Below are 15,930 nucleotides of genomic sequence, written 5' to 3' on the forward strand. Positions count from 1 at the left end.
GAGCGGTAGCGGCGCAATTCACTGCGCAATTTCGTGCGCGCTGTGGGAAAAATCCGCGCGATAAATCGCGCCGCTACGGACCGGTGTGAGCGGTAGCGGCGCAATTCATTGCGCAATTTCGTGTGCGCTGTAGGGAAAATCCGCGCGATAAATCGCGCCGCTACGGATCGGTGTGAGCGGTAGCGGCGCAATTCATTGCGCCCACTCTTCCCGCAATACCGACATCACCACGATATCGTGGTACTCGCCATTGCGCAGGCAGGCTTTGCGCCGCACCCCTTCGTGCTGAAAACCGAGACGCTGGTACAAGCGCAGCGCACGGTGATTATCGTGAAACGCCTCCAACTCCATACGCTGCACGCCCAGCCAGTTAAAGGCGTAATCCATGCCGGTACGGATCAGTTTTTCACCGATACCGCGCCCACTGAATGCCGGGTCAACGCTGATACCAAAGCTGATGCTGTGGCGGGTGCGGGGCCGATGTTCAACAAACAACGTCAGCTCCCCCACCAGGTTGCCGTCGATTTCCGCCACAAACGCAATGAAGCCTTCCGCATCCATTTTCTCAAATTTTTTCTCCCAGGTAGCAACGCTGGGAAAGGGTAGCTGCGTGGTCCATTCATAAACCGCCGGTTGGCTAAACAACCTTTGGTATGCCGCCGCATCACGCGGTTCACGGCCACGGATAATCAAATCCATATCGCTATTCTCCTGGAAATTACACTAAGCTGAATGATTCAATGAGACGGAAAGAGTGACGCTATGCTGTATCGCCGTTTTGAACGTTTTATCAATATTTTCCAGGATGCACCAACGGATTCTCCCCCTTCCACTGTTTGGCCGTTTTATCTCTACTATCTGCGTCAGGTCTGGCCGAGTTTTCTCGCCCTGCTGATTGTCGGGCTGGTGCAGGCGCTGATTGAAGTGGCGCTGTTCAGCTACCTCAGCCGCATTATCGATCTGGTTAACCACTCGACTCCGGCGACATTGTTTACTGATAACTGGCCGATTTTGCTGTGGATGGCGGCGGTGGCGCTAATTTTCCGCCCCATCGTGATTGCCTTGCACGATCTGCTGGTGCATCAAAGCATCAGCCCCAGCATGACCAGCCTGATCCGCTGGCAAAATCATAACTACGTGCTGCGTCAGAGCCTGAACTTTTTCCAGAACGATTTTGCCGGACGTATCGCGCAACGCATTATGCAGACCGGTAACTCGCTGCGTGATTCGGCGGTGCAACTGGTGGATGCCATCTGGCACGTTTTGATCTACGCCATCACCTCGCTGGTGCTGTTTGCCGAGGCCGACTGGCGGCTGATGATCCCGCTGATTATCTGGCTGGTCGCCTATAGCCTGTCGCTGCGTTTCTTTGTGCCGCGCGTGAAACAGCGTTCGGTGGTGTCTTCCGAGGCGCGCTCGAAGCTGATGGGCACCATTGTCGATGGCTACACCAATATCGCCACCATCAAGCTGTTCGCCCATAACAATCTGGAAAAACGTTATGCGCGCGAAGCGATTCAGGAGCAAACCGACAAAACCCAGCACGCCAGCCGCATGGTCACCAGCATGGATATCACGCTATCGACCCTGAACGGCATGCTGATCGTCAGCACGTCCGGTCTGGCGCTGTGGTTATGGAGCCAGTCACTGATTAGCGTCGGTGCGATTGCGCTGGCAACCGGCCTGGTGATTCGCCTGGTAAACATGTCCGGCTGGATTATGTGGGTGGTGAACGGCATCTTCGAAAATATCGGCATGGTGCAGGATGGGTTGAACACCATTTCCCAGCCGCTCAGCGTGCAGGACGCGCCCGCCGCACAGCAGATGCAGGTGACGCGCGGCCAGATCCGTTTTGAGGATGTGCGCTTCGATTACGGCGGCGGTCGCCAGGTGATCAATCGCCTCAACCTTAACATCAAGCCGGGGGAGAAAATTGGTCTGATCGGTCCGTCCGGTGCCGGTAAATCGACGATGGTGAATTTGCTGCTGCGGCTGTATGACCTGAACGGTGGCCGCATCCTGATTGACGACCAGAACATCGCCAACGTCACTCAGGAAAGCCTGCGTGGTCAGATTGGCATGATCACCCAGGACACTTCACTGCTGCACCGTTCGATTCGTGAAAACCTGTTATATGGTCGCCCTGATGCCACCGAAGCGGAGCTGATGCAGGCGATTCGCCGTGCGCGTGCCGACGAGTTTATTCCACTGCTGTCTGACCCGCAGGGCCGCACCGGGCTGGATGCGCATGTCGGCGAACGTGGCGTGAAGCTGTCGGGAGGGCAACGCCAGCGTATCGCCATCGCTCGCGTGCTGCTGAAAGATGCGCCGATTCTGATCATGGATGAGGCCACCTCGGCGCTGGATTCGGAAGTCGAAGCGGCCATTCAGGAGAGCCTGGAAACGCTGATGCAGGGCAAAACGGTGATTGCCATCGCCCATCGTCTCTCCACCATTGCCAAAATGGATCGTCTGGTGGTGCTGGAGCAGGGGCAAATTGTCGAGATGGGTAATCACCGCGAGCTGCTGGCGCACAACGGTTTGTACGCGCGCCTGTGGCAGCATCAGACCGGTGGTTTTGTCGGCGTGGATTAATCGCCGCGTCGATACGGCAGGGCGTCGCGCGCCTCAACCTCCCAGGCGCGTATCCCTGCCCGCTCCTGTTGCAGAAAATCGTCCACCGCCGCCCGTAACCCCGCATGGCTGAGATAATGCCACGAGTGGGTGATCTGCGGCTCGAAGCCTCGCACCAGTTTGTGTTCGCCCTGCGCACCCGCATCAAAGCGCGCTAACCCCTCGGCCATCGCGTAGTCCATTCCCTGGTAAAAACAGGTTTCGAAGTGCAGCCGGTCAAACTCCGCCAGGCAGCCCCAGTAGCGGCCATACAACGTCTCACCATCCACCAGGCAGAACGCCATCGCTGCCTGCTGCCGTTGCAGCGAAGCGATGCACACCCGGATGCTGTGCGGCATCCGTTCGGCCAGCAGGCTGAAAAAATCCCGCGTCAGGTAGGGACGCTGACCGCGTACCGCATAGGTATTGGCGTAGCAGGTATAAATAAAATCCCACTGATCTTCACGCAGTTGATCGCCACGATACCAGTCAAAAGCAAAGCCGTTACTCGCCACCTGCTCGCGTTCTTTGCGTAGCTGTTTACGTTTACGCGACATCAGGGTATCGAGAAAATCCTGGAAATCCCGGTAGCCCCGATTGTGCCAGTGATACTGAATGCCAAGACGTGCCAGCCAGTCCGGGGCCTGTTCGAGCAAGGCATTGGCGTGCGGCGTGGTGAAGTTGATATGGGCGCTGCTCAGACCGTGCTGATGCAGGTAATCCGGTAACTGTGCGATTAATGGGGCGGCATCGCCCAGCAGGCGCGCACCGGTCACCGGGCTGAACGGAATCGCCCCCAGCCATTTGGGATAATAAGGAATGCCCGCCCGCTGGCAGGCATCGGCCCAGGCGTGATCGAACACATATTCGCCCCACGAATTGCGTTTGCGATAGCCCGGCAGCGCGGCACGCACTTCACCCTGTTCGCGCCAGATAAGGTGATCCGGCTGCCAGCCACTTTCCGGCCGCACGCTGCCGCTCTCTTCCAGCGTCAGCAGAAAAGCGTGGCGTAAAAAGGGTTGATCGTCAGGTAACAATGCATCCCACGCGGCGGCGCTAATCTCCGCCAGCGATGACAGGTGAAGCAAGGACATCCACGGCTCCCGGCCAGATAACAGCAAACCTGTAGTCAAACAGGTTTTGCCGCCGGGGGAAAGGTGCAGCGCACCGAATGCGAACTTAAACCAGAGCGCTGTGCCGGAAAAAAGCGCGCGATAAATCGCGCCGCTACGGATCCATCAGACGTTATATACTCCGCTTTTGTTTACCATCAGGAAGCGCCATGGATCGTCTTGATTGTGACCGTATGTTTGTTGCCGTGCTGGAAGTCGGCAGCTTTGCCGGTGCCGCCGCACGGCTTGGCACCAGCAGCGGCCAGGCGTCAAAGCTGGTATCCAAACTGGAGCAGGAGCTGGGTGTGCAGTTGTTTAAACGCAGCACACGCGCCCTCTCTCCCACTGAAGTGGGGCGCGCTTATTACAAACGGGTAAAAAGCCTGCTGGAAGCCTTCGATACCCTCGATGCCACGGTGCGTGAAAGCGCAACGACTCCCACCGGACGCCTGAAGATCAGCGCCCCCGGCACCTTTGGCACCGCCGTGCTCGCCAGCGTGCTGGTGGAGTTTGCCCGCACCTATCCGCAAATCGAACTGGACGTGAACTTCTCCGATCGGGCGGTGAATATCGTCGATGAAGGGTTTGATATGGCGATTCGGATTGGCAAGCTGGATGACAGCAGCCTGATTGCCCGCCGCCTCGGTGATGTGCCGGTGCGCGTGGCGGCTTCGCCGGGGTATCTCCAGCAACACGGCACGCCGCAGCACTGGCGCGATTTGGCGGCACACCAATGTATCAGCGACACCAATTTCCGCGATCCCTGGCACTGGCCGTTCGTCACCCCATGCGGCGATAGCGTTAATATGCCAATTCGCGGTCGTCTGTGTTTTTCCAATACCGAAGCCTGTTTACAGGCGGCACTGGCCGGACTGGGCATCGCGCGCTTACCGGGTTTTATCGCCGCGCCGGCCCTGCAACGCGGTGAGATCGTCTCGCTGCTGGATGCCTTTGCCACCCCGCCGCTTGGCCTGTTTGCGCTTTATCCTCCGGCCCGCCATCTGGCACAGAAAACCCGTCTGCTGATCGACTTTCTCGCCGAGCATTTCCGTCATTATCCACCAGGCTGATTCCTTCCAATTTGGAAGCAATGAAAGCCATTTTGCCCGGATTATCACCCATCCGGCAGCGGGTTAAGCTAACCAACATCACCACAGAGGAGCAGAGCGATGTTGGTAAACGGTAAGTGGAGCGCAGAGTGGCATCCGGTTCAGGCCACCGATAAACAGGGCGGCTTTGTCCGTCAGACATCCAGTTTTCGCCATTGGATCACCGCCGATGGTTCCAGCGAGTTTGCCGCCGAGCCGGATCGCTATCACCTCTATGTGGCGCTGATTTGCCCGTGGGCTTCACGTACCCTGATTGCCCGCAACCTCAAAGGATTGGAGCAGGTGATCAGCGTGTCGGTGGTGGAGCCACAACTGGGTGACCAGGGTTGGCATTTCGGCGATTATCCCGGCGCCGATCGCGATACGCTGAATAACGCCGAATATCTGCACGAGCTGTATACCCGCGCCGCGTCTGATTTCACCGGTCGTGCCACCGTGCCGGTGTTGTGGGACAAAAAAACCGGAACCATCGTGAATAACGAATCCGCCGACATCCTGCGGATGCTGAACAGCGGATTCGGCGATCTGGCCGATAACAGCCTCGATCTGTATCCGCAGGATCTGCGCAGCGAGATCGATGCGATCAACGAATCGATCTATCCGCGTCTGAATAATGGCGTGTATCGCACTGGTTTCGCCACCACGCAAATCAGCTACCAGCAGGCGTTTCAGGATGTTTTCAGCCAACTGGATGAGCTGGAGGAACGCCTGAGCGATGGCCGTACTTTCCTGCTGGGTGAGCGCCTGACCGAAGCCGATATCCGCCTGTTTGTGACGCTGATCCGCTTTGACGCGGCTTACCACGGCCTGTTCAAATGCAACCTGCGCCGCCTGCGCGACTATCCGCTGCTCGATCGCTACCTGAAGAGTATGCTGTCGGTGTCCGGCGTGCGTCAGACAGTGAATATTGACCATATCAAACAGGGCTACTATTCCATCAAAGCACTGAACCCGAATGGTATCGTGCCGGTTGGCCCGGATATGGCGGAATACGGTTTTTAAGGAGCGGTAAGATGGCAAAAGCGTTAGTGATTTTTCTGCACGGCGTCGGCAGCAATGGTGACGATTTGGCGGTACTCGGCCAGCATTGGGCCAGCCTGCTGCCGGATGTGGCGTTCGCTTCCCCGAATGCGCCTTATCCGTTTGAACACGGCATGGGTTATCAGTGGTTTAGCCTGAACGGCGTCACCGTGGAAAACCGTCCGGCACGGGTGCGTGAAGCGCGCGCTGCGTTCGATGCCACGCTACAGCAATTAATGGCACAGCATGGCTTTACCGATGCCTGGGATAAAGTGATTCTGGTGGGCTTTTCGCAGGGGTCGATTATGGCGCTGGATGCGCTGGCGTCGGGTCGTCATCCGCTGGCGGGTGTGGTGGCATTCTCTGGCCGTCTGGCCTTTGACGGTGCCCTGACGCCGCAACCGCTGACGCCTGCGCTGTTGATCCACGGCCATGCTGACGGCGTGATCCCCTGGACCGAGAGCGAATCCGCCGCGCTGCGCCTGAAAACCGCGGGTGTGACGCTGGAAACACGTTTTGAACCGGCCACCGGCCACACCATTTCTTCGCAGGGCGCGATGCAGGCGGCTGCCTTTATCGCGCAATGTTTGCAGGATTAAGGCCAGTAGCGATTCAGCGCAGTCCACGCCTGTTGCGCCGCCACTGCCGGTGGCTGCGCTTTTAACGCATCGTTAAACACCTCGATGCCAACCGGGCCGTTGTAACCGGCGCTTTTCAGCTTATCGACAAAACGTTCCACTTCGATGATGCCGTCACCCGGTAATAAACGCTGATGACGCGCAATATCGATAATGGCGTCATTGTTCTGCGGCGGCAGTGCCGCCATATCGCACAGCTGCACTTCATAGATGCGATCGGCGGGGATACCATCCAGCTGCGAAGCATCGCCGCCCCGCGCACAGATGTGGAACAGATCGACCACCAAACCAATGTTGGGTTGATCCAGCCGTTGCAGGCGCTCCCACGCCAGCGGCAGGGTGTTATCGACGCTGCACCACGCCATTGGCTCGTACATGATACGCATTTTGTAGCGCGCGGCTTCCGACGCCATCCACTGCAAATCCTCATCGATACGTTCCGCGAGGCAATCTTCACGCGTAGTGGCCGGTGCCTGAATGGTGTCGCAGCCCAGCGCCTGAGCGACCTGAATAAACTGACGCAGTTCTTCGCGTTTCTGCTGACGTTCACGATCCGGCGCACCGGTAAAATCGCGTAATACCTGCAAGTTGGTAAACGTAAGCTGCTGCTGAGCGGCCAATTGCGCCAGCGCCAGGGTGCCCTGCGCGCTGGCCTGAACATCTTCACGCCAGATTTCAACCTGATCAAAGCCCGCGGCATGCGCTGCTCGCAATTTCTCTTCGGGCTCACCGTTTAACAACACCAGGTTAAGGAATTTGGGGTGACTACTCATCAACGTGCTCCTTAATCGTCCGGATAAATCGGTGACACGTTCTGTGCGTCACACGTACAGAACTCTGACCAGTATCTACCTCTTAAAGGTTATTTCAAGCGCTCCGTTTAGCCCAGCAGATTGACCACGGCGAAACCGGCAAAGGTCATCAATAAAGAACCGATCACATGCACCATCACGCTCGACATCGCCCAGAAATATTTGCCTGCCTGGATCAGCACGACAATTTCTGCCGAGAAGGTGGAGAAGGTGGTCAAACCGCCACACAAACCGGTGACAATCAGCAATTTCCAGGCCGGATCAAGCTGTGGATTCTTTAAAAACCAGGCCAGTGCAGCACCAATAATAAATCCACCAATCAGATTCACCATTAAGGTGCCGGGCGGCAGATTGGGGAATAGCGTGTTAAAACGGAGGGAAATCAGCCAGCGCAGTGTGCAACCCACGGCACCACCGAGCATAACAGCCAACAGCGACTTCAACATAAATGTGTAGCTCCTGATGTTTGAAACGCGCAGGGCCGCGGCAGGACAGAAAAACACCTGACACACCGCCGTCTCCCGCGCAGGGATAAGAGTGTTGTCAGGCGTCATCAGCCGTCTGTTGCCAGAACGGCGGTTGGGGAAGGTGGCACGCCATCACCTTGAGGGGGTTGATAATACGATGGCTGGCATTATGGTGCAAACAAGAGAATGGTCAGTGCTCAATCAAACGTCTGAAAAGTAACTGCTGAATACTCTGTCGTTGAGACAAGAAAACATGAGCGTAAACAGTTTGCTGTTCAACGGAAAACAAAACCCTGTAGCCGTCTGAACTATTAAATTCTCGATAACGAGTGACACCATGTTCTGCCAATTCAGAACAAATCTGACAACCTAACGGGAACTGGCTCACTCGCGATTCAAATTCATCTAATGCTTTCGCAATAATAGGTTTATGATCATTACCCAGGCGGCGATGAAAAGATGCAATCTCCTGAAGACTCAATCGCACAGTTGGCAGATAGACGATATGAAAGTGCTCATCCTTGTGCTGCATATTTTATCCTCAGAGATCTTCTAATAGCTGTTGCCGCGTCATACCTTTTCCAGCCGCTTTGTCCTCTTCAGATAAAGCGAGTAACTTCAGTAATGCCAGAGTTTCGTCTCTTTGCTGGCGCGCTTCCCAGGACTCAATAACGTATGCTGGCGTACCATTTTGTGTCACAAGAATTGGTTCCGAAAGCTCAAGAGTCGCTGCATTTTTCTTGATGTAGCTGATAGTTTCTATTTTCATGTCGCCCTCCACAATGGTCTAAATTTAGACTCTTTATATTCTCTTCGCAATCACTGATTTTTGCTTTACCTTTCCAGGAATTGAAGAGGAGACCCCTATGCGCACCCTGATTTTTGATACTGATATCGGCGTGGATGACGCCTTTGCGCTGGCGTATGCCGCGCGCACCCAGAAATTGCTGGGTATCACCACGGTATTTGGCAATGTTCCGGTGGGCCAGGCGGTGAAAAACGCCCGGCTGTTTTGCGAGAAAATGGCTATTGATGCCCCGGTGTATCGCGGGTGTTCACGCCCGCTGGCGCTGACCCCTTCTGAGCCGGCGCGTCTGCATGGGGAAGATGGTTTGGGCGATGCCTTCCCTAACCCGCACAGCGATCAGGCCCCCAGCGCGGTACAATTTATTATCGACAGCGTACGCGCTCACCCGCATACCATCACCCTGGTGGCGATTGGCCCGTTGACCAATATTGCCAGCGCCATCAATCAGGCCCCGGATATTATTCCACTGGTGAAAGAGTTGGTGATCATGGGTGGCGCATTCGGCACCGACGGACACAGCGGCAACGTCACGCCGTTCGCCGAGTTTAATATCTGGAAAGACCCGCATGCCGCCGACCAGGTGCTGTCCTCGGCGTTAAAAGTGGTGGTACTGCCGCTGGATGTCACCCATAAGGTGTTGATTACCGCAAATGAAGTACATCAACTTAATCAGCCGGTGTTGAGCGCCATCTGCCGTCCCTATCTGGCGTATAGCCTGGAAAAAGAGGGGTTTGCGGGTATGGCACTGCACGACACCTTGACCCTTTCCTGGCTGGCGCTGCCGCACGCCTTTCACGTCACGGAAGCGCCGGTACGCGTGGTGACGGAAGGTATCAGCAGCGGTCAGACGTTACGCCGCCTCAACGCCCTCGCCTCACGCCATGACCCCTTTGCCGGGTTGCATGCCCAGCGCCTGTGTCTTGGGGTGGAGGCTGACGCAGTGCGCCAGCACTTTTTCGCCACATTGCAGGCGTAAAGACGCGCGATAAATCGCGCCGCTACTGGGATGATTGATGGCCTGTAGCGGCGTGATTTATCACGCGATTTTTGCGGCACCGCACACCCACGGTGCGGGGCCCGATGAAAACTTAACGGGCGAAGTGGATGACGCCTTTGATCAGCTCGCGATTGTTGATCACCTCGGGTTCAAAGGTTTCCGCCAGGGTGGAGAAGTCATAATGCCGATTGAGCATCATGTCAGCACGTAGCTGGCCGCTCGCCATCAGTGCGCGCACTTTGTCGAAATCTTCGCGCGTGGCATTGCGGCTGCCCATCAACGTGGTTTCTTTTTTGTGGAATTCGGTATCGGGGATCACCAGGTCGCCTTTGTGCAGGCCGACAAACACAATAGTGCCGCCGTGACGAATCAGTTTTACCGCGCCGTTCATTGCTGCCGGGCTACCGGTGGCATCGATCACCTTGGCCGCCAGGCGTCCACCGAACTGCGCGCGCAGCGTGGCGTCAAAATCCGCATCCAGCGGGTTGATGGTTGCCAGCCCCAGTTGCTGCGCGACATGCGCCCGCCGCTGTTCGCTGGTATCCGCCACCACCACCTGCGCGCCGGCTGCTGCGGCAATTGCCGCCACACCCAGGCCAATCGGCCCGGCACCGACCACCAGCACCTGCTCATCCGGCATCACCGCAGCCCGGCGCACCGCGTGGGCGCTGATGGCGAATGGCTCGATCAAGGCTGCCGCTTCCGGTGCAACATCATCCACCGCCAGTAAATTGTTTTGCGGTACGCTGAGCAGTTCGCAGAAACCACCATCCTGATGCACGCCAATCACCGAGATGTTTTCACAGCAGTTGGTTTTGCCGCTCTGACAAGCGTCGCACTGCTGGCAGGCGACGTACGGGATCAACGCCACACGTTGCCCCGGCGTAAAGCCGCTCGCCTCAGCGCCCAGCGCCACCACTTCGCCGCATAGCTCATGGCCCAACACGCGTGGATAACTGAAAAACGGCTGGTTCCCCGCCCAGGCATGGATATCGGTGCCGCAAATCCCGGCGGTAATCGGTTTGATCAGAACCTCGTGGGCGGCCGGGGTCGGTCTGGCACGCTGCTGCCACACCATGCTACGCGGTTCCGCCACCACCAGGGTTTTCATGCTTGTCATAGGTTTCTCCTGTGCTGTTGTCACAGTTATGGCGAGAATCGATGTTAACGGCTTGTTGCGCACGCAAAAGTGTGAGGCAGAACGATTTTTTTGGGCTTTCGATGGTTTTTAATAAATAAAAAACCGGAGCCTGTTATGAGCCGAAGCCAGAATCTGCGTCAGAACGTTATCAACCAAATGCTGGAAGGCATCGCGCAGCGCCATATCCGTTCGCCTTTACCCCCGCAGGCGGCGCTGGCGGAGATGTTCAATATCAGCCGTACCACGGTGCGCCACACCCTGCATTACCTGCACCAGCGCGGCATTCTGGATAAAGTGGATGAGACGTATGTCATCGTGCGTAACCCCAGCGATGAAGATGGCTTCAGTGCCCTCACTCCACCGATTGAGCAGCAGGCCACGCAATTCGAGCAGGCATTTTTTAATTTGATCAACCAGCGGCTGCTGATGCCGGGTGATACCTTTACCGAGCTGCAACTGGCGCAGCGGGTGAAGGTCAGCCCGGTGGTGGTGCGTGAGTTTTTACTGCGTTTTATGCGCTACAACCTGCTGGAGCCGGTGAAGCGCGGTCAGTGGCGCATGAAAAAGTTCGACCAGAATTACGCGGAAAAACTGTTTGAGCTGCGTGAAATGCTGGAAACTCACGCGTTAAATCGCTTTCTCAATCTGGCATCGGAAGATGAGCGCTGGATTCAGGCTCGCGATTTACTCGACCGGCACCGTGCGATGCGAGACACCATCGCCAGCGATTACCGCCACTTCGCCGCACTGGATAAGGAGATGCATTCGCTGATTCTTTCCGCCGCCAACAACCCATTTTTTAATCAATCGCTGGAGATTATCTCGGTGATTTTTCACTCGCATTATCAATGGGATGAAAGCGATTTAAAGCAGCGTAATATCGTGGCACTGGAGGAACATATGGCGATCCTCACCGCGTTGATTAGCCGTCAGGATGTGGAAGCGCTGTGTGCATTACATGCCCATCTCGACACCGCCAAAACCTCGATGATCCGATCGATCCGTCAGTACAATTAAAAACCGATTAAAAACCACAAAGCATTAGCTCCCGCACGAATCAGAAACATCTTTGCAACATCCTGTCATCTTTGCTTCTAGTCTCGGAACCATCTGTTGAGGTCGCATCGGTTGGCGACCACAGAACCCCACACTGACTGATAACGATAAGTACCCAGATCCGGGAGGTTGCAATGGAAAATACGTCGGCTCGTGGTCGCGAGACAGCGCCAGCCCCAGCCGCAGATGGACGCGAATTTGTCCCTGCACGCGGCGATGTGGTGCGCTCACCGCGCATCAGAAAGATTCAGATGACAGCGATGTTGTTGCTGCTGTTCGCCGCCATTATTAACTATCTTGACCGCAGTTCCCTGTCCGTCGCCAATATGACCATTCGCGGCGAGCTGGGTTTGTCGGCCACCGAGATTGGCGTACTGTTGTCAGCGTTTTCGCTGGCGTATGGTCTGGCGCAGCTGCCGTGCGGTGCACTGCTGGACCGCAAAGGCCCGCGCATTATGCTGGCGATTGGCATGTTCTTCTGGTCGTTGTTCCAGGCCGCCGCCGGTATGGTGCATAACTTCACCCAATTTATCCTCGTGCGTATCGGCCTGGGTATTGGCGAAGCGCCGATGAACCCGTGCGGCGTGAAGGTGATCAACGACTGGTTCAACATCAAAGATCGCGGTATGCCGATGGGGATGTTTAACGCCGCCTCGATGATTGGCCTTTCAATTGCCCCGCCCATTCTGGCAGCGATGATGCTGGTGCTGGGCTGGCGCGGTATGTTTGTCACCATCGGCGTATTGGGGATGTTCCTCGCTATCGGCTGGTATCTGACCTACCGCGATCGCGACAACAACAAATTGAGCGCGGAAGAGATCCATTATTTACAGGCGGGTAGCGTGGCATCACGCAAGGAGCCGATCAGTTTTGCCGAGTGGCGTGGTCTGTTTAAGCAACGCACCATGTGGGGCATGATGATTGGTTTCAGCGGCATCAACTACACCGCGTGGCTGTATATCGCCTGGCTGCCGGGCTACCTGCAATCCACCTATAACCTCGACCTGAAAAGCACCGGTTTACTGGCGGCGATTCCGTTCCTGTTCGGTGCCGCCGGGATGTTGCTCAACGGCTATGTGGTGGATGCGCTGGTGCGTCGTGGGATAAATGCAGTGAAGGTGCGTAAGGTGAGCATTGTCAGCGGTATGTTGCTGTCAGCGGCATTTACCGCCTTCGTCACCCGTGCCACTGACACCACCAGCGCGGTGACGCTGATTGGGATGGCGCTGTTCTGTATCCATTTTGCCGGTACGTCCTGCTGGGGATTGATTCATGCCAACGTCACTGCACGCATGACGGCGTCGGTCGGCAGTATCCAGAACTTTGCCAGCTTTGTGTTCGCCTCCTTTGCACCGGTGGTGACGGGCTGGGTGCTGGATACCACCAAATCCTTCAGCCTGGCGCTGATGATTTGTGCCGGTGTGACGGTGGTAGGGGCGCTGGCGTATCTGTTGTTGGTGCGTAAACCGATTACGGATGGGGTTTGATTCTGGAAAGGTTCCGCCCGCCGCAGCGGTTTGACTATGAGTAGGTTCCGCCCGCCGGGCATTGTGGAGTTTCAGCTGCAACGTGCAGGCGGACGGGTTAAGGCCCGAGGGCGCGGGCCTTAACAATCCGCGCCCTGCGCCGTCCTCGCGCAGCGCTCTGCGCTGTTCCCTCGCTTATCACTCAGGCCTTACGGCACGCGCGGATTCGCCATCCCTGGCTCATTCCGCTCTCTCGCCGCATCCATGCGGCTCGGCCTGGCCTTCCCTCTGCGCTCGGCGCTGCGGATGCCGCCCACCTCACCGCCTGTAAGCCAGGTGCTCTCTTAATTGCGCGATAAATCGCGCCGCTACAAATGGCCGCACGTTACCCGTAGCGGCGCGATTTATCGCGCAAAAAACACCGCGTAGCGGCGAGGGAGGCTGGCGCGGGGCCCGGGATTGCAAAGGGTGCGGCCAGGCACCCTTTGCTCGGTCGCCACACTGGCGAACTGAAACCCACCAGCGCTACGGTTTCACCGTAAAAAACCGTGATTCACACTGCCGCGCAATCTCCCACAACTTATTACGAATCACCTGTTTCAGTTGCAGGGTCGATTGCGACTGAGGCCGGTCACGGCGGCTAATCAGCATCACCTCAAACGGCAACGGCTGCGCCACTGGCAGCAGCTTCAGCTGATCGGCATAACGACAGGCGGTAAACAGATCCACGATCCCCACGCCGCCGCCCGCCAGCACCATGTCGGCAATCACCGAGTAGGTTTTAATCGACAACGACACCCCGGGATTTAACCCCTTATCCCGCAGCGCGCGATGCAGCACACGGCCCAACGGGTCCTGGCTTTGCATCATCAGCAGGTTATTGGCGCACAGCCATTCAAGGGTGACCGGTTCGTTGTGGGTATGATGCAGCGGCAGCAGCGCCACCATTGAGGATTGAAACAAAGGTTCCGCCAGCAGGTCAGCATCCACCTGCTGACCAAATACCAGCGCGAAATCGAGCTGATTATCGAGAATGCTGCGACACAAGGTGCTGAAATGTTCGGTGACCAACTCCACGCTGACCGATGCCACCTGTTGTCGCCAGGTGACCAGCGCCGGGGCCAGCACCATCTGACCAAAAGCATGCGCCGCACCAACGCGCACCGTCTGTCCTTCGCCACGCCGCAGTTGCTCCGTCAGCTCGGTGATGGACTGTAAGCGTTGATACAGCTCTTCCACTTCCGGTAGCAAACGCCGCCCTTCCGCCGTCACAATCATCCCCTGGGCGCGCCGTTCAAACAGCGCAAAACCAAGCTGCTGCTCGGCGTGGTTCAACACCCGGCTGACATTCGGCTGCGACACATTAAGCAGGCGCGCCGCACCGCTGATGCTGCCGGTCTGCACAATCGCCTGAAACACCTCAATATGTCGCAATCGCACGATTATTCGCCCCAGGTGGCTTCAAGCACACGCAGCCAGTTGCCGTAGCAAATTTTCTCCAGCAACTCTTGCGAATAACCGCGCGCCGCCAGCGCATCCACCACCAGCGGGAAACCGGCCACGTCTTTCATATCGCCCGGCATGGTCGCGCCATCCAGATCGGAACCAAAGCCGACACCATCTTCACCCACTTTTTCCAGCAGATATTCCACATGCCGCACGATGGCATCCACCGTGGTGGGCGCGTGACGATCGCCGTCTTCACGCAGGAACGGCACCGCAAAGTTCACGCCGACAAAACCCTGAGTTTCCGCAATCGCTGCCAGTTGACGATCGGTGAGATTACGTGACTGGGCGCTCAGCGCATGCGCATTGGAGTGGCTCGCCACCAGCGGCGCATCGCTGATCTCAGCGGTGTGCCAGAAACCTTTTTCATCCATATGTGACAGATCCACCATGATGCGGCGCTGATTACAGTCACGCACCAGTTGTTTACCTGCCGCCGTCAGACCATTGCCGATATCAGGCGAGGAGGGATAACGGAAGGGGACGCCGTCGCCAAACTGGTTCGGGCGGCTCCATAGCGGCCCCAGGGTACGTAGCCCGCTGGCGTAGAGGATGTCCAGCAGCTCGCCATGCGTATCCAGCGCTTCCGCCCCTTCAACATGCATCACCACCGCCAGAACCCCTTTACTCATGCATTCACGAATATCACGCACGCTGCGGCAGATTTTTACCTGGCCCTGCGACGCCTGCTCAATCCGCAGCAATAACGCCAGCATGGAGAAGGTGGCATCGCGCGCAGTGCTGATAATTTCATGAGGAAAATCTGAGAGGTCTGGCGCACTTCTTGCAACTAGCGGGTGTGATGGCACCCAGGTGGCAAAAATCCCACCTACCATATTTCCGTGCCGGATGCGGGGAAAGTCCATCTGGCCTGATTCAGTGCCGTTGAAAAAAACATTCACGGCATCGGGCTGATGGTGTTGCCACAGTTTGTTGAGGACATCGTTGTGACCATCAAAAACCGGGATGGCAATCCGGTTGGCGTTCGGCGAGTCAGACATGTTGTATCCGTTTCTTGTTCAGGGGAAAGCGCAAACGCTGCCAGTTGACGGGGCACAATGCACCGAAACAGGGCAAGCGGCTGCGTATGAAACAAAAGGCTTAATGCCTGTTATTAATCCTCCTGCCCGGCGGGAATGTCAAGACAAAAAACAGCAAATAATAATTTTTTTATTTTAATAATCA

At 56.8% G+C, this 15,930-nt stretch carries 17 protein-coding genes and 1 riboswitch; of the genes, 8 read left to right on the plus strand and 9 right to left on the minus strand.

The genetic code is table 11. The features are described from left to right. Nucleotides 1–192: 192 nt before the first annotated feature. The gene (locus tag AC6I8R_RS19525) at nucleotides 193–699 is read right to left on the minus strand and encodes a GNAT family N-acetyltransferase (RefSeq protein WP_021184937.1); all 507 of its coding nucleotides are present in this window, start codon (nucleotides 697–699) and stop codon (nucleotides 193–195) included. Between the two features lie 63 nt (nucleotides 700–762). Here AC6I8R_RS19525 and AC6I8R_RS19530 point away from each other — a divergent pair, with 63 nt between their 5' ends. Continuing rightward, entirely contained in the window at nucleotides 763–2,595 is a 1,833-nt protein-coding gene (locus AC6I8R_RS19530; protein WP_497832709.1) for an ABC transporter ATP-binding protein, read from the plus strand. Here the strand turns inward: AC6I8R_RS19530 and AC6I8R_RS19535 are convergent. Then, entirely contained in the window at nucleotides 2,592–3,707 is a 1,116-nt protein-coding gene (locus AC6I8R_RS19535; RefSeq protein ID WP_208724364.1) for a GNAT family N-acetyltransferase, read from the minus strand. The two genes, AC6I8R_RS19530 and AC6I8R_RS19535, sit on opposite strands and share 4 nt — an antisense overlap. A 188-nt stretch (nucleotides 3,708–3,895) precedes the next feature. On the opposite strand from AC6I8R_RS19535, the gene AC6I8R_RS19540 reads away from it, so the two are divergent. From AC6I8R_RS19540 to AC6I8R_RS19550, 3 genes are all read left to right on the plus strand, one after another. Continuing rightward, nucleotides 3,896–4,795: a LysR family transcriptional regulator gene (locus tag AC6I8R_RS19540; RefSeq protein WP_497832710.1), complete on the plus strand. Its 900-nt coding sequence runs from the start codon at nucleotides 3,896–3,898 to the stop codon at nucleotides 4,793–4,795. A gap of 99 nt (nucleotides 4,796–4,894) precedes the next feature. Continuing rightward, nucleotides 4,895–5,836, plus strand: coding sequence for a glutathione S-transferase family protein (locus AC6I8R_RS19545; protein ID WP_021184941.1), 942 nt, complete (start codon nucleotides 4,895–4,897; stop codon nucleotides 5,834–5,836). Between the two features lie 11 nt (nucleotides 5,837–5,847). Then, on the plus strand, nucleotides 5,848–6,453 hold the full coding sequence (locus AC6I8R_RS19550; protein WP_021184942.1) for an alpha/beta hydrolase: 606 nt from the start codon (nucleotides 5,848–5,850) through the stop codon (nucleotides 6,451–6,453). Here AC6I8R_RS19550 and AC6I8R_RS19555 read toward each other — a convergent pair. From AC6I8R_RS19555 to AC6I8R_RS19570, 4 genes are all read right to left on the minus strand, one after another. Continuing rightward, nucleotides 6,450–7,265 carry a sugar phosphate isomerase/epimerase family protein gene (locus tag AC6I8R_RS19555; protein ID WP_208724366.1) on the minus strand — a complete coding sequence of 272 codons (816 nt, stop codon included), beginning with the start codon at nucleotides 7,263–7,265 and terminating at the stop codon, nucleotides 6,450–6,452. The genes AC6I8R_RS19550 and AC6I8R_RS19555 overlap by 4 nt on opposite strands. A gap of 107 nt (nucleotides 7,266–7,372) precedes the next feature. After that, entirely contained in the window at nucleotides 7,373–7,750 is a 378-nt protein-coding gene (gene crcB / locus AC6I8R_RS19560; RefSeq protein WP_021184944.1) for a fluoride efflux transporter CrcB, read from the minus strand. Between the two features lie 91 nt (nucleotides 7,751–7,841). Further along, a riboswitch (Fluoride riboswitch) is annotated at nucleotides 7,842–7,917 on the minus strand. A 44-nt stretch (nucleotides 7,918–7,961) separates the two neighbouring features. After that, entirely contained in the window at nucleotides 7,962–8,303 is a 342-nt protein-coding gene (locus AC6I8R_RS19565; protein WP_021184945.1) for a hypothetical protein, read from the minus strand. Nucleotides 8,304–8,312: 9 nt separating this feature from the next. Continuing rightward, nucleotides 8,313–8,540 (minus strand): prevent-host-death family protein, encoded by a 228-nt coding sequence (locus tag AC6I8R_RS19570; RefSeq protein ID WP_021184946.1) that lies wholly within the window; start codon nucleotides 8,538–8,540, stop codon nucleotides 8,313–8,315. 97 nt (nucleotides 8,541–8,637) lie between these two features. Between AC6I8R_RS19570 and AC6I8R_RS19575 the strand changes: the two genes are divergently transcribed. Continuing rightward, nucleotides 8,638–9,555 carry a nucleoside hydrolase gene (locus tag AC6I8R_RS19575; protein ID WP_497832711.1) on the plus strand — a complete coding sequence of 306 codons (918 nt, stop codon included), beginning with the start codon at nucleotides 8,638–8,640 and terminating at the stop codon, nucleotides 9,553–9,555. Between the two features lie 112 nt (nucleotides 9,556–9,667). On the opposite strand, the gene AC6I8R_RS19580 is transcribed toward AC6I8R_RS19575, so the two are convergent. After that, nucleotides 9,668–10,696, minus strand: coding sequence for a zinc-binding alcohol dehydrogenase family protein (locus tag AC6I8R_RS19580; protein ID WP_021184948.1), 1,029 nt, complete (start codon nucleotides 10,694–10,696; stop codon nucleotides 9,668–9,670). Nucleotides 10,697–10,831: 135 nt separating this feature from the next. Here AC6I8R_RS19580 and AC6I8R_RS19585 point away from each other — a divergent pair, with 135 nt between their 5' ends. Continuing rightward, on the plus strand, nucleotides 10,832–11,734 hold the full coding sequence (locus AC6I8R_RS19585) for a GntR family transcriptional regulator (RefSeq protein WP_208724367.1): 903 nt from the start codon (nucleotides 10,832–10,834) through the stop codon (nucleotides 11,732–11,734). Between the two features lie 173 nt (nucleotides 11,735–11,907). Then, nucleotides 11,908–13,260, plus strand: coding sequence for an MFS transporter (locus AC6I8R_RS19590; RefSeq protein WP_208724368.1), 1,353 nt, complete (start codon nucleotides 11,908–11,910; stop codon nucleotides 13,258–13,260). Nucleotides 13,261–13,764: 504 nt separating this feature from the next. On the opposite strand, the gene AC6I8R_RS19595 is transcribed toward AC6I8R_RS19590, so the two are convergent. Both AC6I8R_RS19595 and AC6I8R_RS19600 read right to left on the minus strand, forming a co-directional pair. Beyond that, complete coding sequence (locus AC6I8R_RS19595) at nucleotides 13,765–14,679, minus strand: LysR family transcriptional regulator (RefSeq protein ID WP_497832712.1); 915 nt, start codon at nucleotides 14,677–14,679, stop codon at nucleotides 13,765–13,767. 2 nt (nucleotides 14,680–14,681) lie between these two features. Continuing rightward, nucleotides 14,682–15,746: a dipeptidase gene (locus AC6I8R_RS19600; RefSeq protein ID WP_021184952.1), complete on the minus strand. Its 1,065-nt coding sequence runs from the start codon at nucleotides 15,744–15,746 to the stop codon at nucleotides 14,682–14,684. Between AC6I8R_RS19600 and AC6I8R_RS19605 the strand changes: the two genes are divergently transcribed. Continuing rightward, nucleotides 15,745–15,924 carry a hypothetical protein gene (locus AC6I8R_RS19605; RefSeq protein WP_036626739.1) on the plus strand — a complete coding sequence of 60 codons (180 nt, stop codon included), beginning with the start codon at nucleotides 15,745–15,747 and terminating at the stop codon, nucleotides 15,922–15,924. The genes AC6I8R_RS19600 and AC6I8R_RS19605 overlap by 2 nt on opposite strands. Nucleotides 15,925–15,930 lie beyond the last annotated feature (6 nt).

Source organism: Pantoea sp. X-Soil-OKNW-713 (assembly GCF_059730685.1).